The sequence below is a fragment of the Paenibacillus liaoningensis genome, from assembly GCF_059609455.1.
Genome location: NZ_JCAALU010000007.1, coordinates 69,788 through 86,223, shown reverse-complemented (window position 1 = coordinate 86,223; position 16,436 = coordinate 69,788). Strand labels below are relative to the sequence as shown.

Genomic DNA, 16,436 nt, shown 5'->3' with positions numbered 1-16,436 from the left:
TTCATCCCCCTGTTCTTCAGCGGTTCGCTAGACCGAAACCTTATCGCTATTTTCCACGATGTCAGCGAGCAACAGCATGTATTGGGTAAAAAGCTCCTTTATTTTGTGCTCCTTCAGTTTTCGCGAGTTAAAGCCGCACAGCACCTCAACTTGCTCATCGTATTCTGCAAGCTCGATCACAAGATCAAACACTTCGAGCCATTGGCCTTGGGCGGATGAGCCATCAGCATGAATAACGAAGAGCGGCAAAATCCGAAGCTCCTCACTTTGCTGAATGCGATCCAAATCCTTAGCGGCATAGACGGATTCATCGCCGTCCCCATTGTCATCACCATTGCCGTTGCGGGCTTCCAGCTTCGTTGCAGCGAGCTCAATCAGCCTCTCAAAGGAATCCACCTCTGCAAAATCGATAGTCAGCGAGCGGAACTGATTTTCATCAGCCGCCACTTGAACATGAATAGTTTCCTCACCGGATGCCAGCTTTAGCAAATAGAGAAAACCGGACAACAGGATATGCTTGAGGTCCGTCCTTGCCTCATCGGCTATGGCTTGAAGCACCCTGCATGTTTCGTTATCCAGTTCAGCCTCAAAGGCTGAAACGACCTGGCTGCCCTCTTTGTTAAAGTAGGCTTCATCCATACTGACGGATGGCAGGCTTAGACTGCCGCCGCGGTCGATGAACGCGGTCAGCTTAGCAATCGTCGGATATTTGTACAGGTCAGGAACGGATACGCTGCAGCCATGCCATTTTTCCAGCTCATCGGAAAGCTGGGTGAGAATCAGCGAATTGCCTCCGCTCTCATTAAAATGGTCGTGAATACCGAGCTCCCGCCCGAGCAAGTCCTGGCAGAGCCTCAGCAGCATCTGCTCTGTATTTTCGAAGGCAGCCTGCTTGCTCTTGATGCTCTCCATATCATGAATGATGAAATCGAACTGCCCGCTTGCATATTGCTCGCCCAGCTTATAGCGCTGGATTTTTCCACTCGTTGTTTTAGGTATCGATTTCACAGGGATAACATGGTCGATAAATAGGCCCATCTTCCGGTGAATATGCTGCTTAACTCGGCTCGCAAGCTCGCAGAACGCCTCCAGATTTTTACCTCTGTAGAGTAGGAACAGGCACGCTTCCTCCGTATCCTTAGTCGTTCCACCCGTTCCACAGGCTGCCACATTCCAGAGCTCGACCCCGTCAACTTCCTCTGCTACTCTCTCAATGTCGTGGGAGAAAACATTTTGCCCGTTGACGAACAATATGTCCTTTGCCCTTCCGACAACGATTAGCCGCCCATTCTGCATAAATCCAATATCCGCTGTATTCAGCCACTCGTCTGCCTGCCTTTCAGCAGCTTCTGGTTCGTTGTAATACCCTCTGGTGACGCTCGGCCCTTTAATGAAAATGTAACCGACTGTGGACATCGGAAGCGGGCTGCCCTGCTCATCAGCAATCATGATTTCACAGCTTTCAATCGGACCGCCTACGTCCACATAAAGCAGGCTTCCCGGTTCACCTCGCTTAAGCAAACGAACGGTCTCTCCAATCCGGAGAAATCTCCGGTCTACAGCCACATACTTGAACGGCTCATTTTGCGGGGTAAAGCACACGCCAACCGTTCCCTCTGCAAGCCCGTATGCCGGCCTCATGGCCGTCTGCGGGAGATTATATTTGGCCAGCTGCTCCATAAAACGCTCGCTAATTTCCGTTGAAATGGGCTCGGCGCCGTTGCAGAGGCAGGAAAGGCCAGATAAATCCCAGCCGTAGTCATGCTCTTGATCATAAAAGGCCAAAAAATATTTATAGCCGAAATTAGGGCTGTACAGCCGATTAACGCGGTGCTTATTCGCCTTCTCTATCCAGAGCAGCGGGTTAAGAATAAACAGCTTCGTCCGCATAATAAACTGCGAGGATTGTGTATAGGCATGCAATAGATGCATCGCAATTAATCCCATGTCATGCGTAAGCGGCATCCAGCTTAAAACCCGTTCTCCAGCATCTATATGCCATATTTTCTGCATGGCAGCGACGTTGGCCATTACGTTGCTATGGGTCAGCACAACGCCCTTCGGGTCTCCCGTCGATCCAGAAGAGAACTGTATAAAGGCGATATCATCCGGCTCAGCCTCCATCAGATCTGCACTGCTCTCTCCTTTTAAGGATGCTATGTCTATAAATCTACCTTTTATGGCGTCCACGCTAGGAGCAAATTTTTGGCTTTCCTCTGCGAATGAAGTCATACCCTTCATCGTCGCTTCACTGCCCATAAAATGCGGGTTGCTTAATTTGCCCCACACCTTACAAACCTTCAGCTTCGTTTCGTCATTGGTCGCTACGGTTACCGGGACGGCGATAATCCGCCCCAGTATGCAAGCCCAGAAAACTTCAAGAAACAGCCGATTATCCTGTATTTGCAATAACAGCTCGTGTCCCGCTTGTACCCCGTAATGACGCAAATCATGAAGGAGACATAATGAACGCTCGTACAGCTGGCGGTAGGAGACAAACTCCTCCTCGTCTGCCTCGTTGATAAATGTGATTCCCCGGTCAACCATTTCACGGTTTGCTGCGAAAATATGATGCATGAGCCGGTGCTTGTCCATAACCGCTGGCTCACCCCCATTCGTTTTATAGGTTCAGCGCAAGGCTTTATGCTCTCGCTTCATGCACACTGCTAAGCAATGTGCGATTAATATGTTGAATGACCGTATCAAAGCTGTCATTAATATAAAAATGTCCGCCCATAAATTTATGAATTGAAAATTCACCCGTCGTGTGCTTGCCCCATTCAGCAAAATCCCGCTTATTGACATCCCAGTCTTTCACGCCTGTCATCGCATCAATAGCTGTGGACAACGGCTCTCTGCTGCTGTCATAAACATAGGACTCCATTGCATAAAAATCGGCTCGCAATATCGGAATAAAAGCATCCGCAAGCAGCGGGTTTTCAAACAGCTCCGGAGATGTTCCTCCAAGCTCCAGCAGACGCTCTTTCAGCTGCTCATCTGGCGTGCTTGGATTGACCAAATCCGGTCTCTGAATATGAGGAGCCCATCTGCCTGATACGAATATCATCGCAGGGTCATGGCGTTGCTGCTCCCTCAGCTTATGCGATAATTCAAAGGCCAGCATGCTTCCCATGCTGTGGCCAAAAAAAGCATAAGGCCCATCGTCAATAATGCTGTCGATTTGCTTATACACGTCTTCAATCGCCTCATCAAAGGTGTTGTACAAAGGATCTCTTGGCCGGGCGCCCCTGCCTGCAAGCTTCACAGGCACGAAATCGATTTGGTCAGAAATATGTTTTTTCCACTTGTAATAGTACATAGATGAGGCACCGGCAAAAGGAAAGGCAAGCAGCTTCAGCTTCTTCATCCTGCTGCCTTACAGCTTAGCCGAGAGGGCTGCTACGCGCTCGGATGGTCTAAGATGAACGAGACGGAGCGACCAAAGCTCAATAAAATGCTCTGCTATTTCCGGTTTCGTCAGCGTGGTGCCGCCCAGCTCATCGGCAAGCTCGTCCAGCGATTTTTGACCGTCTGAATGCTCGAGCATAAGGAATATTTCCTCCGGTATCGCTTTTTTGTACTTATCGCCAAAATGAAGTCGGACTTCATGAAGCGTGCGTTTCGTCCCGTCAGCGGAATAGCCGATCGATTTTTTTAATTCGGAATTGACCAGCCTCGTCGGTACCATATGCAAATAATCGGCCTTATCTACTTCCTTCTTGTCTACCATATAATCGCCGATAGCCAAGTAGTGGATATTCGTCGTCAGGAAGCTTGCGATGGCATCCTCCTCCGAGTCTACGATTGGCTCTACATTGTTATTGAACGACGTGTTCAGCAAAATCGGCACCCCGGTCAGCTTGCGGAATTCATTAATGAGCTCCCAATACCGTTCATTCGTTTCCTTGGAAACGGTTTGAATGCGTGCCGTGCCATCCACATGGGTAACCGCTCCAAGCAGCGGCTGCTTATCCTCTTTCGTCATCAGTACGAAATTCATATATGAATAAGGCGCTTTCGTCTGCGGCATCTCGTAGTAGTCGCCCACATGCTCTTCTAAAATAGATGGCGCAAACGGCCGATATCCCTCACGCTTTTTCACCATCTCGTTAATAATGCTCTTGTTCTCCGCTGGCCTTGGATCAGCAAGAATGCTGCGGTTTCCTAGCGCGCGCGGACCAAATTCGGCACGACCTTGAACCCAGCCGAAGACGGCCCCTTCCGCTATTCGCTTGGCTGTCTCTTCAGCGATATTGTCCACCTTGCGGAAGCTGACGAAACGTTCCCACCGTTTTAAAATGTGCTCCAAGCCCTCATTGCCTTGAATTTCGCTTCCCCAATAGAGATGCTTCAGCTTCTCCAGCGGCTTGTCAGGCGCAAATTTATTGGATACGAACAAGGCGCCGCCCAGCGCATTGCCCGCATCATGTGCAGCAGGCTGTACAAAAACCTCTTCGAAAAGCCCAGCATATAATACTTTTCCATTCATCGAACAGTTATGCGCTACACCGCCTGCCATGGCAAGCTTCGTATGTCCGGTTGCCTGCTGATAATGCGTCAGCATATGCATGACAATCGTTTCGAGCGCCTCCTGCAGGGAGGCGGCCAAATCCATATGCTCCTGAGTGATTGGCCCGCCCTTCTTTCTTGGCGTCATAAAATCGAAAAGCGCAGTAGACCAGGCCAAATTGATTTTGAACTTGCCTTCGGGAAGCAGGACATACGCTTTTCTGAGCATCCGTCTGAATTTGCTTGGATCGCCATACGGCGCGAGTCCCATTACTTTATATTCATCGTGCTGGTGATAGCCCAGCATGCGGATAACCGAAATATAGAAGGAGCCTAAGCTGTTGGCATTGGTGATGCGGTCAAGGATTTTGAAGCTCGTACCTTCGGAGCTTATAATATAGCCGGCATAGCCCTCCTGCGATTCTCCATCAATCGTAACCGTTAGACTTCGATCAAAGCCTGACATGAAATGTGCGCTGGCTGCATGGCAGATGTGGTGGTCAACAAAAACGATATTATTCGAATCGTATTTCGTTCCGTCAATCTGGTAAAAGAAATCTACCAGCAGCTCTCTCGTATTTTTATGCAGAGAATCACGATAGAAAAAATCATCCCGCACAAGCAGGTCGGTTTCCTGCTCTCTCGTCGTAATGACTACTTTGTCAATATCCGCAAACGTAATGCCTAGCCGCTTCAAGCATAAATAGATCGTCTGCAGCGGCGCCTTGCCGGTATGCTTCACTCGATTCAGCCTTTCTTCCTCTGAGGCGGCAATCACCACCCCGTCTTTAATAAGAACAGCAGCCGAGTCGTGTGCAATTCCGCCGTTTCCAAACACCTTCAAATCCTCATGCGGCAATTCTATGCCGCCATTAAGACCTAATACGAGCATATTCATCCTCCTACCTATTCACTTTACTTGGTTTGCCTTCCCCGCTTTTTAATGCAGCCTTTAAACGGTAGCCAGAGCAACGGTTTCAAATGGCCGTAAATAAATCAGCCGCAAAGACCATAATTCGATCACTTCGTCTACGATATCCTCTTCCGACTTCCCGCCGCATCCAGCAAGCTCAATCAGCTCTGCCAGCGTCTTCTCCCCGTCAGATTGCTCTAGCAGATCGTACATCTCTTCCGATAAAGCTGTCTTATATTTATCCCCAAAGTGGAGGCGTATTTCGTAAGCGGTTTCCTTGTTTCCTTCTGCTGTATAGCCGACCGACTGCTTCAGTTCTGAGCTGAATGGACGCTTTGGCACAAACTTCAAAAACTCTTCCTTGCCGACCGTTTTTTTATCGATGACGTAGTCTCCGATAATCAATGTGTTAATGTTGGTTGTCAGGAAGCTGACAATCGCATCCTCTTCCGAATCGACAATCGGTTCCGCATTGTTGTTAAACGATGTATTCAGCAGCACCGGCACACCCGTCAGCTTGCGGAATTCATCAATTAAGTGCCAGTACTTCTCGTTCGTTTCACGAGATACCGTTTGGATGCGCGCCGTGCCGTCAACGTGAGTAACCGCGCCAAGTAGCTCCTGCTTGTCCTCCCTCGTCTTGAGCACGAAATTCATGTAGGAGTAGGGGGCTTTCGTCTGTGGCAGCACATAATAATCGTCTGCATACTCTTCCAATATGGAAGGGGCAAACGGCCGGTAGCCCTCCCGTTTTTTCACCATTGCATTAATAATGCTTTTGTTTTCCGCTGGACGCGGATCAGCCAAGATGCTCCGGTTGCCTAGCGCCCGGGGGCCAAACTCCGAGCGTCCCTGCACCCAACCGATAACCGCTCCCTCCGCAATAAGCTTAGCCGCAACTTCGACAACACGATCCACTTTGCGATATGTAATGAATCGCTCCCACTGCTGCAAAATTTCGAGAACGCTGTCATTGCTCTGAATGGCGCTTCCCCAGTAGAGATGCCGCAGCGTTTCTGTCTGTGTGCTAGGAGCCAGCTTGCGGGACTGCAACAGTGCTCCTCCCAGCGCATTGCCCGCATCATGGGCGGCAGGCTGTACAAACACCTCGTCGAATAAGCCAGAGTACAAAATTTTCCCATTTAACGTACAGTTGTGCGCTACGCCGCCAGCCATGCACAGCTTCTTGCGCCCAGTCGCCTGCTGATAATGGACAAGCATATGCATGACGACGTTTTCGAGCGCTTCCTGTAGAGCAGCCGCGATGTCCTTGTGCTCCTGTGTAAACAACTCCCCCTTCATCCGCGGGCTTGACATTGAATCCATAAGCACATAATAGAAGCTTCTATTAAGCTGGAATTTTCCTTCAGGAAGCAAAGTGAAGGCTTTCTTGAACAGCCTTCTGAATTTGGAAGGATCTCCATATGGAGCGAGTCCCATTACTTTATATTCATCATGAGTCTTATAGCCGAGAAATTCGATAATCTGCGTATAAAAAGAACCTAAGCTGTCATCGTTGGAAATATGGCCGAGCGGTTTGAGCGAATCTCCATCAGCATCAAGCACAATTCCAGCATTTCCTTCCAATGAAGCACCATCTATTGTAACGATGAGCGCTTCTTCAAACCCAGACATATAATAGGCGCTTGCAGCATGGCAGTAGTGGTGATTTTCAAACACCACATTCTCTTTTTTAAAATCCGTATCAAAAAATTGCTTTAGTCGCTCGACCACCCACGCCTGCGGATCGCTGTAAGGAAATTGCCGATACTCATGTCGGTGGGTTGTCATCTCGTATTTAAACTGGGTTTCCGAGTAAAAATAGACGATTTTGTCCACATCGTCCAAACGTATTCCACCCAGCTCCAGACAACGGCGAATTGATAAAATAGGCATCTTCCCTGTGTGCTTAATCCGATTCAGACGCTCTTCCTCATAGGCGGCAACAACTTGCCCATTTTCAATTAATACGGCTGAAGCATCATGAACCTCTGAATTCAATATGGTCGTTATAAACCCGTCCTCATGAGGGAAATCGATCCCCCCGCTAATGCCAAGTATCCTCATTATTTCACCTTCCTTATTTCTTCAACATTTTGTGAGCGGCCACGTTGGCGCCAGCTCCTAGCACTCAAGCTTCTTGCTGAAGTTCCTGTGGAATCCACTCCTGGGTTCGCTTCTGCGTGTGATGCAGGCGGCTGTATGCGCCTCCAGCTGCCAGGAGCTCGTCATGCTTGCCCTGCTCCATAATCCTTCCACGGTCAACGACTACAATCGTGTCCGCTTGCTCAATGGTGGACAGCCGGTGGGCGATGGCAATCGTCGTTTTCCCTTCCATCAGCCGCTCGATTCCTTGCTGGACCGCTAGCTCTGAATCGCTGTCCAGTGCCGATGTTGCCTCGTCAAGCAGCAAAATAGGGGCATTTTTCAATATGGCTCGGGCAATGGCTATTCGCTGCTTTTGACCACCGGACAGCCTCACGCCTCTTTCACCAACCACAGTGTTGTAGCCATCTGCCTGTTCCGTAATAAAATCATGGGCAAATGCTGCACGCGCTGCCTCTATAACCTCGTCAGTCGTGGCGTCCATTTTTCCGTAGCGGATATTTTGCTCAATCGTTCCTTCGAACAGATACGGGTCCTGGGAAACGTAGGCCATCTTATTCCTAAGCTCCTCAAGCGAATAATCTGCAAAGCTTTTGCCCGCAATTTGAATATCGCCTTCCGAGAACGGATAAAAGCCGAGCAGCAGCTTCATTATGGTGCTTTTGCCGCCCCCGCTGGGCCCTACAAGCGCGACAAGCTGTCCTTTGTCCACCTGAAGATTCAAGCGGTTTAGCACATTTTCGTCTTTGTGGTAGGCAAACGATACGTTTTTGAAATTCAGCATATTGTCTTCGTTTGAGCTTGCGACAGCAGCTTCCTTCGAGACAGCTGCGTATCGCCCAGGTTCTTCTGCCACATCCAGCAGGTCAAATACCCGGTCAGCCCCCGCCAGCGAGGATTGCAAATTGGCCCAGAAAACACCTAAATTGCGGAAGAGATTCGTTACGTTCTCCAGCAGTAAAATAACCCCCAGCAAGCTGCCGATTGTCAGCTGGCCGTTAATCAGCATAAAGGCTCCAATAATAAAGGCACCGCCATTATTGATCCAAAGCAGAAAATAATTGGTGCTTGTTAAATAGGCGCTTTTTTTCGCTCGCATTAAAAACAAGTCGGCAAGCCGAGTCGTCGTCTCCTTGTACTTGCGATTCATCCCATCGACCATCTGAAACGTTCTGCTCACCTGCGTGCCAGCAACGAGATTCGTTAACCGCTCAAGCTGAACACCGGACTGCTCCTGAATTTCGGTGCTGATCGTTCTAAACGGCTTTGCGTATCTTGCATTCACAAACGTAGACAGCAGTCCTAAAAAAATCATGGCAACAGCGAATCTCCAGTCCAGATAAAACATAATAACGGCTGATATTGTCCCGGTAGCCATTAAGGAAAGAAGCGTAAGTGCTTCTCCAGAGAAGGCATTTTCCATTGTCTGCAAATCATTTGTAATTCTAGACAGGCTGTCACCGCTATGGCTGTTCTCGTAATAAGTAACAGGAAGCTTCTCCATATGATGAAAGACGCGAAGCCGCATGCTGTTCATGATCGTCTTGACCGTTTTACCGTACCAATATTGGAAAAGTGGCGTTAGGATGCACATAGCAACGACGATGAGCATGAACTGGATGCTAAGCGTCATAACCGCATCCATATTCTTCTCCGTTATCGCATCGAGAAAAGTAGAGACCAGCATGGCTGTAATAATCGATACGCTTGAGCTCATGAGACCGAAACCCAGAAAACTGAGAATAAAAGATAGTTTACGCCGACCAAGCAATCGGGCAAGTCTCGCGATTTGTTGTTTATTGCTTTTTTCCAAGCAACTACGCCCCCTCTTGACCAAGCCCGTACGGCTGGTCTCCACGATTGCTTGCCTGATTGTTGTATAGACGATAATAAGTGCCGTTTTTGGCAAGCAGCTCTTCATGTGTGCCGCTTTCTTCAATTCGCCCCTCGTTCAGTACAAAAATGTGGTCTGCATTCATGACCGTAGACAAGCGATGTGCGACGACCAAAACCGTTTTGTTTCGCATAATCCGGTTAATGGATTGTTGAACAAGCTGTTCGGATTCGGAATCAAGTGCCGAAGTCGCCTCATCCAGCAGCAAAATGGGAGCATCCTTTAATATGGCCCTGGCAATCGCTATCCGCTGCTTTTGTCCGCCTGATAGCTTTACTCCCCGTTCACCGACAAGCGTATCGTACCCTTGTGGAAGTACCCGTATAAATTCATGGATATTAGCAAGCTTAGCTGCGCTTTCTACGTCTTCCATGCTGTAGCCGTCATCCGTGCACGCAATATTTTCAGCGATGGAGCCTGGAAAAAGGAATGTATCCTGCGAAACATGTGAAATGAGCGCCCTTGCGGATGATAGCTTCCAATCAGTGAGCGGCTCGTTGTACAGCTTGATTTGTCCACCCTTATAATCATAAAAGCCGGTGATAAGTTTAAAGATGGTCGATTTGCCTGAACCGCTTGGCCCAACTAGGGCGACCGTTTTACCTTGCGGCAATGTAAAGCTGACCTCGTCAAGCACCTTCGAATGTTCGTCATAGGAAAAAGTAACCTGTTCAAATTCAAGCGCAGGAGCTGACGACGAGAGGTTTTCCGGCTGCTTGCCATCCATCCGTTCTGTTTCAGCATCGAGCAATTCAAACAGATGATCGACAACGCCAGCTGTTATTTTGAATCGGCTAATCTGATTTGGAATTTCTCCCATCCCGGACACGAGATAATTGATGAACTGCACAAACGCGATTAAAGCGCCTATTAAAAGCTGTCCTTGGCTAACCAAATATCCACCGAACAGAAAGAACACAACCAGCGGAGCCGTTCGGACAAATACACTGAGTGCCCCAATAGCAGCAACGCGTTTCTCGATTTTCAAAAAATGTTCAAGCAGCTTGTCAAGCAGCAGCTGGCACTTTTGATACACAACCTGTACCAGATTGTAAGACTTGATCATATAGATCCCGCCAATTGTATCTTGAACAACTGTGCTCATCTGAGCCATGCTTTGCTGCACATCTGCCGCATATTGATTTAACGGGCGGCTGATTTTTTCACTCAAAAAGGTCATAAACAGCAACATGCCGAAGCAAAACAGCGTAAGCTGCCAATTCATATAAAACATAGCCGCTATACAGGCAACGACCCTGACAATATGAAAAATAAGAGCGGCAAAATCATTGTAAATATATCCTTCAATTTGATTGATGCTGTTCGTCATTCTGGAGCTAAAGTCACCCGAGTGGCGAGCTTCCATATACGAAATAGGGAGTTTATTAATATGCTCGCTAACTTTATTTTTCAAATCTCGGGTTACAAAGGCGCTGTAGCGTCCCGATGAATAAACGCTGAAAAAATTCACAATGATGCCTGTCACTATAAAAAGGAGGATTAATTTTACAGCCTGCATCACACCATCCATATCACCCGTCTGGGTGGACGAAAATAAAAGGTTAATAATGTAGATGAGCAAAATATCATTTGCCGCTATGATGATCGTGCTTATCAGCTTGAGCGCTATCCAAAACCGATAGGGCTTAAGAAAAACAAACAACCGGCGCATCGAGACGAAAGCAGAGTTACGACTTGCTATTTGCATAATTGCCCTCCACTATAGGGTAATATCGCCGCACAGAGCCCCGCGAGCGGAGAAAATTAATGATCTTGCCCTTCTACTAGCTTTTGTACGCCGTCCTTAAAGTGGCCCAAGGTAGCAAAATGGTCGATAATTAAAATTTCATTTTCAAACTCGACATCAAATTCATTTTCCAATGCGACGATTAATTTAACAAAGGAAATCGAGTTTAGGCCCACTGTTTCTAAATCTGATTGCAATACACTCTCATCAATAGTCAACAGCTCAATATTTTTTTGCAAAATTTCATTAAACCTCGCATTAAAATCCGCTACTTTTACTTCTCCACTCATCATTTAACCTCCCTAAAATCGTTCATTTTCACTTACAAGGCTGCCTTAAATCATTCCTCCATCGACAATAATCGTCTGTCCATATATGTAGCTTGCATCGTCAGAAGCTAGAAATAAGGCTACCTTTGCAATTTCATCAGCCTCGCCTAACCGGCCGCAGGCAATTTTATCGACAAAATGACGGCGCACGCGATCGGGAACTTTCCCGAGCATATCCGTAACGATGTATCCTGGTGCAATGGCGTTCACACGGATGTTTTTTCCAGAAACTTCTCTTGATAGTGATCGAGTCAAGCCAATAAGGCCCGCCTTGGACGCGCTATAATTCGTCTGACTTGAGGCACCCGCCAATGCGGAAACGGAGGAAATATTCACGATGACTCCGCGCCTCTTGCTGATCATCGAAGGCAGCACTGCTTTGCAGCAATTGTAGGCTCCCTTCAAATTTGTATTAATGACCTTATCCCAAGAGGCTTCCTCCATCAGCATCAGAAAACCATCTTCCGTTACGCCGGCATTGTTGACCAGCACATCAATTTTCCCAAACTCCTGAACAGCCTCCTCGATTACAGCAAGCGTATTCATATGATCGGACACGTCTAGCGCAAACGCCTTCGCCTTGCCCCCATTTTCCTGCAAGGAAGCTTCCAGCTCCGCAGCTTCGTCCTCACTGCTTTTATAGGTAAAGAGAACGGTAGCCCCTTCGCTAGCAAAAGCTTGTACGATGGCGTATCCGATTCCTCTTGCTCCTCCGGTAATAAAGACGACTTTATCGGCAAATTTCAATGGCTCACCTCCGGACCGTTCCAAGGATGACGCTGTGCAAGCATCCGTTGACATCATATCCATTTACTAATAAATATTCGTAATCGCCTATACGCGGCTCATGATGGACGATATCCAGCTCTAAAGCGGCATCCGGCTCGGTGCAGCCTGCGGTTAAAGGCATGCTCCCTTTGGCAATGGCAAGAGCCCCTGCTGCAACATTCAGCATAAACGAGGCGCCGAGCGTTTCACCCGTTGCTCCCTTAATCGAAGAAACCGGTATGGAAGCGGCACGCTGCCCAAAAACTTCATGAATGGCTTTGGCTTCTGCCCTGTCGGTATAACGTCCGCCTCCGGCAGCCAGCAAAATGCCATCAATAACGCTCGGAGAAATCGAGGCATGCTTGAGCGCCATATCCATCACACGAGCGAATTGCTTAAAATCTGCATCGGCACGGTCTTTACCTAGGTATCCGCTGCCGATTAAACTTGCATATCCAATAACCTCGCACACGATGCGTTCTGGACTGCGAACCAAGACGCTCTCGGTCTCAAGCAGCAATGCAGCGGCACCCTCGGTCATTCTCGTACCGCTTCTATTCCTGTCCAGAGGCTGGCACAAATAGTTTTCATCCTTAGTTGTATAATCCTGCTGTTGAAAGGAGTCAAGCAGCTCTTGGCAATATTCCTCTACTCCGCCGCATAATATCGCATCCGCCTTGCCGCTTTTGAGCAGATCAGAGGCATAGGCAATCGCATTGCTGCCCGTTAACACGGTGCTCGCGCCCTTTAGCTTTAAACTCAAGCAAACATGTCCGATTCCCGAGTTGTATACCGTACTAGCGAATACGGTCGGACTAACCATATCGACGCCACCTGACAAAATTTGATTGCTGAGGGCCAGGTTAGATACCAATGGACCGTATCCCGTTGTAAAAACAGTACCAATTCGGTTATGATCCAGTTGCTCCTGCTCGATCAAAGCTTCATCCAGCACTTGTTTCGAAGCGCTCATGGTCAACCGGGAAAACCGATCCATCCGTCTAGCGACCCGGTTTTCAATATTTTGCGGAATATCCACGGGCAGCTTAAGCTCATCCGGCCTGATTCCCGCCTGTGCGTTTATGCCTTCCCAATATTCATCTGCACCGGACCCTGCACAGCTTATCGCTCCTACAGCCGTAACAAATATTTTATGCATATGGATTCTCCCAAATTTATGAAATTATGCTCCAAGCAGCTAAACACCGCTTGTTTTAATCGGAATAGCTTAAGGTCAGCATCCCGGAGGCGACAACTTTATCTCCGACTGAAGCCGTACATTTGATCTGGTGAAAGGTATGGAAAGACTCGACTAACTCTGCTTCTACCGCAAATGTATCGCCTGGCACAACTGGCTGTAGAAACTTGATTTGGTTAACTGCACTTAAATAAAATTTGCGGGCTGCCCCGCTCTCCCCGTTGTAAAAAATAAATCCGCCGACCTGCGCCATCGTCTCAATCATGAGAACGCCTGGATAAATAGGTTCATCCGGGAAATGTCCAACTGTCCAAGGCTCGTTATAGCTTATGTTTTTGTAGCCTTTGGAGCGCTTCATATAAAGGGCCTCGGTAATTCGGTCTACCATCACAAACGGGTAGCGATGAGGCAAGCCTTTTGCAATATCAATGGTTTCCATCCATGACAGCTCCCAGCATGTGGTGTGTATAAGGAAAATTCAAGCCGATAGATGCTTAGACCTTTCCAACAACTATACTTGCAGAATGGCCGAAGAAAGCGTATGAGTTGGACATCGCATATTGGATCGACCGTTCCTCATAGTTCCCTTTAACAATCTGGAGTTCCTGAAAAGGTTCAGGCTGCTCCTTCAGAAATGCAGTTGGAGGCACAATCCCGCGATCTATAGCGAGCAAGGTTGCCGCCAGCTCAACGCTTCCCGCAGCTCCCAAACAATGTCCGGTAACCGCCTTCGTTGAAGATATCATAACCTGGGACTGCTTCTCCTCGGTTCCAAAAACTTTGGACAGCGCTCGCATTTCCATTAAGTCATTCAGCTCCGTCGCTGTTCCATGGGCATTAACATAATCAATGTCACCTGGCTCTAAACCGGCATCCTCCAGAGCCATCAGCATCGTCCGCACAGCCCCTTCCCCTTCGGGATCGGGACTTGTAATATGATAGGCATCATTGCTTAAGCCGTATCCCAGCAGCTCGCCGTAAATATGGGCTCCTCTTGCCTTCGCTCCATCAAGCGTTTCCAAAATAAAGACAGCCGCTCCTTCTCCCAGTGACATGCCATCCCTGTTCTTATCAAACGGCACACAGCCACCCAGGCTCATGGACTGGAGACTGTGAAACCCGGCAATATAGTTGTCCGATAAGGGCTCTGCCCCAACAACGACCATTAAATCCGCTATTCCGTTGCGAATGGCGTCAAGAGCTATTCCTGCTCCCGCAGTTCCAGCGGCGCAGGCCGACATCGTTGTGTAGGCTTGGCCCCTTATATCTATATACGAAACAATATGTGAGAGCAAAGATGGAATTTCGATCAGTCCATCGGGATCATTCCACTTCTGCTCCCGGTTATTTTGAATGTATCTCATCGTTTTAATATGGCCGGGCACAGATTCTGAAAGGGACAAGCCCGCTCTAGTTTCCAGCTTGCTGATGTCCTCCTTCGTCAGCCCGCTGTCTGCCAAAGCTTCATCAAGTGCGGCATACGTCATTTGAACGGCCCGCTCATCCTCTTCCATCTCTCGATACAGCTCGTCAACGCTGCCAGCGACCTCGCCACTAACGCCAAGCTTTTTCAGCTTTTCATGAGCCCGAAGCCCGCTGGCACCATTCACAATCGACTGGAAGAAGGCTTCTCTGTTAGAGCCGCCTGGCGCAATGATGCCAATTCCGGTTACTACGGCTTGCGGTCTGCTCATCGATTAATCCCCGATCGTGCTGCGGATAATATTCGCTATGGAACGAACGCTTTTGAAAACGGACATATCGCTGCTTTGCGGCTTAACGCCAAAAAGCTCCTTCAGTCCAACCGCAAGCTCCAAAGCATCAACGGAATCCAGGTCTAGCCCTTCTCCCTGTTCATTAACATCAAAAAGCGGATCATCATCGTTGATTTCTTCCGGGGAGATATCCAGTCCAAACTTAGTAACAATCATGTTTTTAATTTGATTTTCAATCGATAGCTGTACGTTTTCCATTGTTTCAGCTCCTTTATTGGATAAAAGATTGCATGTCATTCCAGAGGCAGCATAAATAGCCGTCAAAATATAAAGCGCTTTCATTGTCTAGGGATAGACATTGCTCGGCACTCACTCCTCAAATGGAAATGACATAGGCAGTGCAGCTTAAAACAGCAGGCTTCAATTGTACAAACTCATCTGGATGAATGTGCGTTAGAAAGGAAAACAATAGGTGTGGGTGGGTTGAGAGAAGATCATTCATAGTTGAATGTGTCGCTAAAGGAGTAGACGACTATATCTCTTGAGGAATGCTGCTTAACGAAGATGCGGTCGTCGATGCAACCAATAGCGCCGTTAATAAAGTTATACCATAATTCTATGTTTTTTTACAATATTTATTTTTATGTACATATTTAGATTTAAGTTACAAATCATGTAACTTTTATTTGTCGCTGATGCTGTCATCACGTTCTAATTTTGGCGAATAAACGCCGATGTTTAAATGAAATCGCTCTAAAAATTGCTGATACTAGTCGTTCCGCACTTAATAAGCGTGCAAAAATTTTGAAACCCATTTCATTTTACAAGAGATACTATCGGACCTTGGAGTGATATGCTTAGCTGCGTGAAGGCAAAAAGACGCTCTAGAGGGGGCGGAATATGCCTAGGGGCATGCCCACTTACGGTGGAAAAAACGGAACTATTCCCAATATACCACAAACACCATCCACATAATACCATAAAAATACGTCATTAAATCACCCAAAAATTGGACATTTCAAGCGAGTTTCAGGGGTTACTCCCTGCATAATGATAGACTTGGTGGACACAGCAGCCGCTATTCCTACCAAATCACGGGTTTGGCACATTCTACGGACTCAGGAGCCGCTAATGCGCTGCCAAAAGCCATTTTGACTAGATTATAGGGCAATAGCGGCTTTCCTGTCCGCCTGCGGCCTGAAAATGGATCAAAAGCTAAAATTGCGGAACCTCAGTCCGCCAAAAAAGGAGCGAGCG

Annotated in this window: 12 protein-coding genes; all 12 read right to left on the bottom strand. The window is 47.9% G+C overall.

Annotated elements, in window-relative coordinates; all coding sequences use genetic code 11:
• Window positions 1–27 precede the first annotated feature (27 nt).
• The 12 genes from AC6B99_RS11660 to AC6B99_RS11605 all read right to left on the bottom strand — a co-directional run bounded on the left by AC6B99_RS11660 (window position 28) and on the right by AC6B99_RS11605 (window position 15,437).
• Window positions 28–2,595, bottom strand: a complete 2,568-nt coding sequence (locus AC6B99_RS11660; RefSeq protein WP_496663396.1) for a non-ribosomal peptide synthetase — start codon at window positions 2,593–2,595, stop codon at window positions 28–30.
• A gap of 46 nt (window positions 2,596–2,641) precedes the next feature.
• Window positions 2,642–3,367 (bottom strand): thioesterase II family protein, encoded by a 726-nt coding sequence (locus AC6B99_RS11655; RefSeq protein ID WP_056040179.1) that lies wholly within the window; start codon window positions 3,365–3,367, stop codon window positions 2,642–2,644.
• A 9-nt stretch (window positions 3,368–3,376) separates the two neighbouring features.
• Entirely contained in the window at window positions 3,377–5,401 is a 2,025-nt protein-coding gene (locus tag AC6B99_RS11650; RefSeq protein WP_056040177.1) for a carbamoyltransferase family protein, read from the bottom strand.
• 60 nt (window positions 5,402–5,461) lie between these two features.
• Window positions 5,462–7,489 carry a carbamoyltransferase family protein gene (locus tag AC6B99_RS11645; protein WP_496663395.1) on the bottom strand — a complete coding sequence of 676 codons (2,028 nt, stop codon included), beginning with the start codon at window positions 7,487–7,489 and terminating at the stop codon, window positions 5,462–5,464.
• A gap of 64 nt (window positions 7,490–7,553) precedes the next feature.
• Window positions 7,554–9,341, bottom strand: coding sequence for an ABC transporter ATP-binding protein (locus AC6B99_RS11640; RefSeq protein ID WP_496663394.1), 1,788 nt, complete (start codon window positions 9,339–9,341; stop codon window positions 7,554–7,556).
• A gap of 4 nt (window positions 9,342–9,345) precedes the next feature.
• Window positions 9,346–11,130, bottom strand: coding sequence for an ABC transporter ATP-binding protein (locus AC6B99_RS11635; RefSeq protein WP_056040172.1), 1,785 nt, complete (start codon window positions 11,128–11,130; stop codon window positions 9,346–9,348).
• A gap of 56 nt (window positions 11,131–11,186) precedes the next feature.
• Window positions 11,187–11,459: a phosphopantetheine-binding protein gene (locus AC6B99_RS11630; protein ID WP_056040170.1), complete on the bottom strand. Its 273-nt coding sequence runs from the start codon at window positions 11,457–11,459 to the stop codon at window positions 11,187–11,189.
• A gap of 45 nt (window positions 11,460–11,504) precedes the next feature.
• Window positions 11,505–12,245 (bottom strand): 3-oxoacyl-[acyl-carrier-protein] reductase, encoded by a 741-nt coding sequence (gene fabG, locus AC6B99_RS11625; RefSeq protein WP_494860545.1) that lies wholly within the window; start codon window positions 12,243–12,245, stop codon window positions 11,505–11,507.
• A 4-nt stretch (window positions 12,246–12,249) separates the two neighbouring features.
• Complete coding sequence (locus AC6B99_RS11620) at window positions 12,250–13,425, bottom strand: beta-ketoacyl synthase N-terminal-like domain-containing protein (RefSeq protein WP_494860550.1); 1,176 nt, start codon at window positions 13,423–13,425, stop codon at window positions 12,250–12,252.
• Window positions 13,426–13,480: 55 nt separating this feature from the next.
• Window positions 13,481–13,903: a 3-hydroxyacyl-ACP dehydratase FabZ gene (gene fabZ, locus AC6B99_RS11615; protein ID WP_496663393.1), complete on the bottom strand. Its 423-nt coding sequence runs from the start codon at window positions 13,901–13,903 to the stop codon at window positions 13,481–13,483.
• 55 nt (window positions 13,904–13,958) lie between these two features.
• Window positions 13,959–15,158, bottom strand: a complete 1,200-nt coding sequence (locus AC6B99_RS11610) for a beta-ketoacyl-[acyl-carrier-protein] synthase family protein (protein WP_056040164.1) — start codon at window positions 15,156–15,158, stop codon at window positions 13,959–13,961.
• A 3-nt stretch (window positions 15,159–15,161) separates the two neighbouring features.
• Complete coding sequence (locus AC6B99_RS11605; protein ID WP_056040811.1) at window positions 15,162–15,437, bottom strand: acyl carrier protein; 276 nt, start codon at window positions 15,435–15,437, stop codon at window positions 15,162–15,164.
• Window positions 15,438–16,436 lie beyond the last annotated feature (999 nt).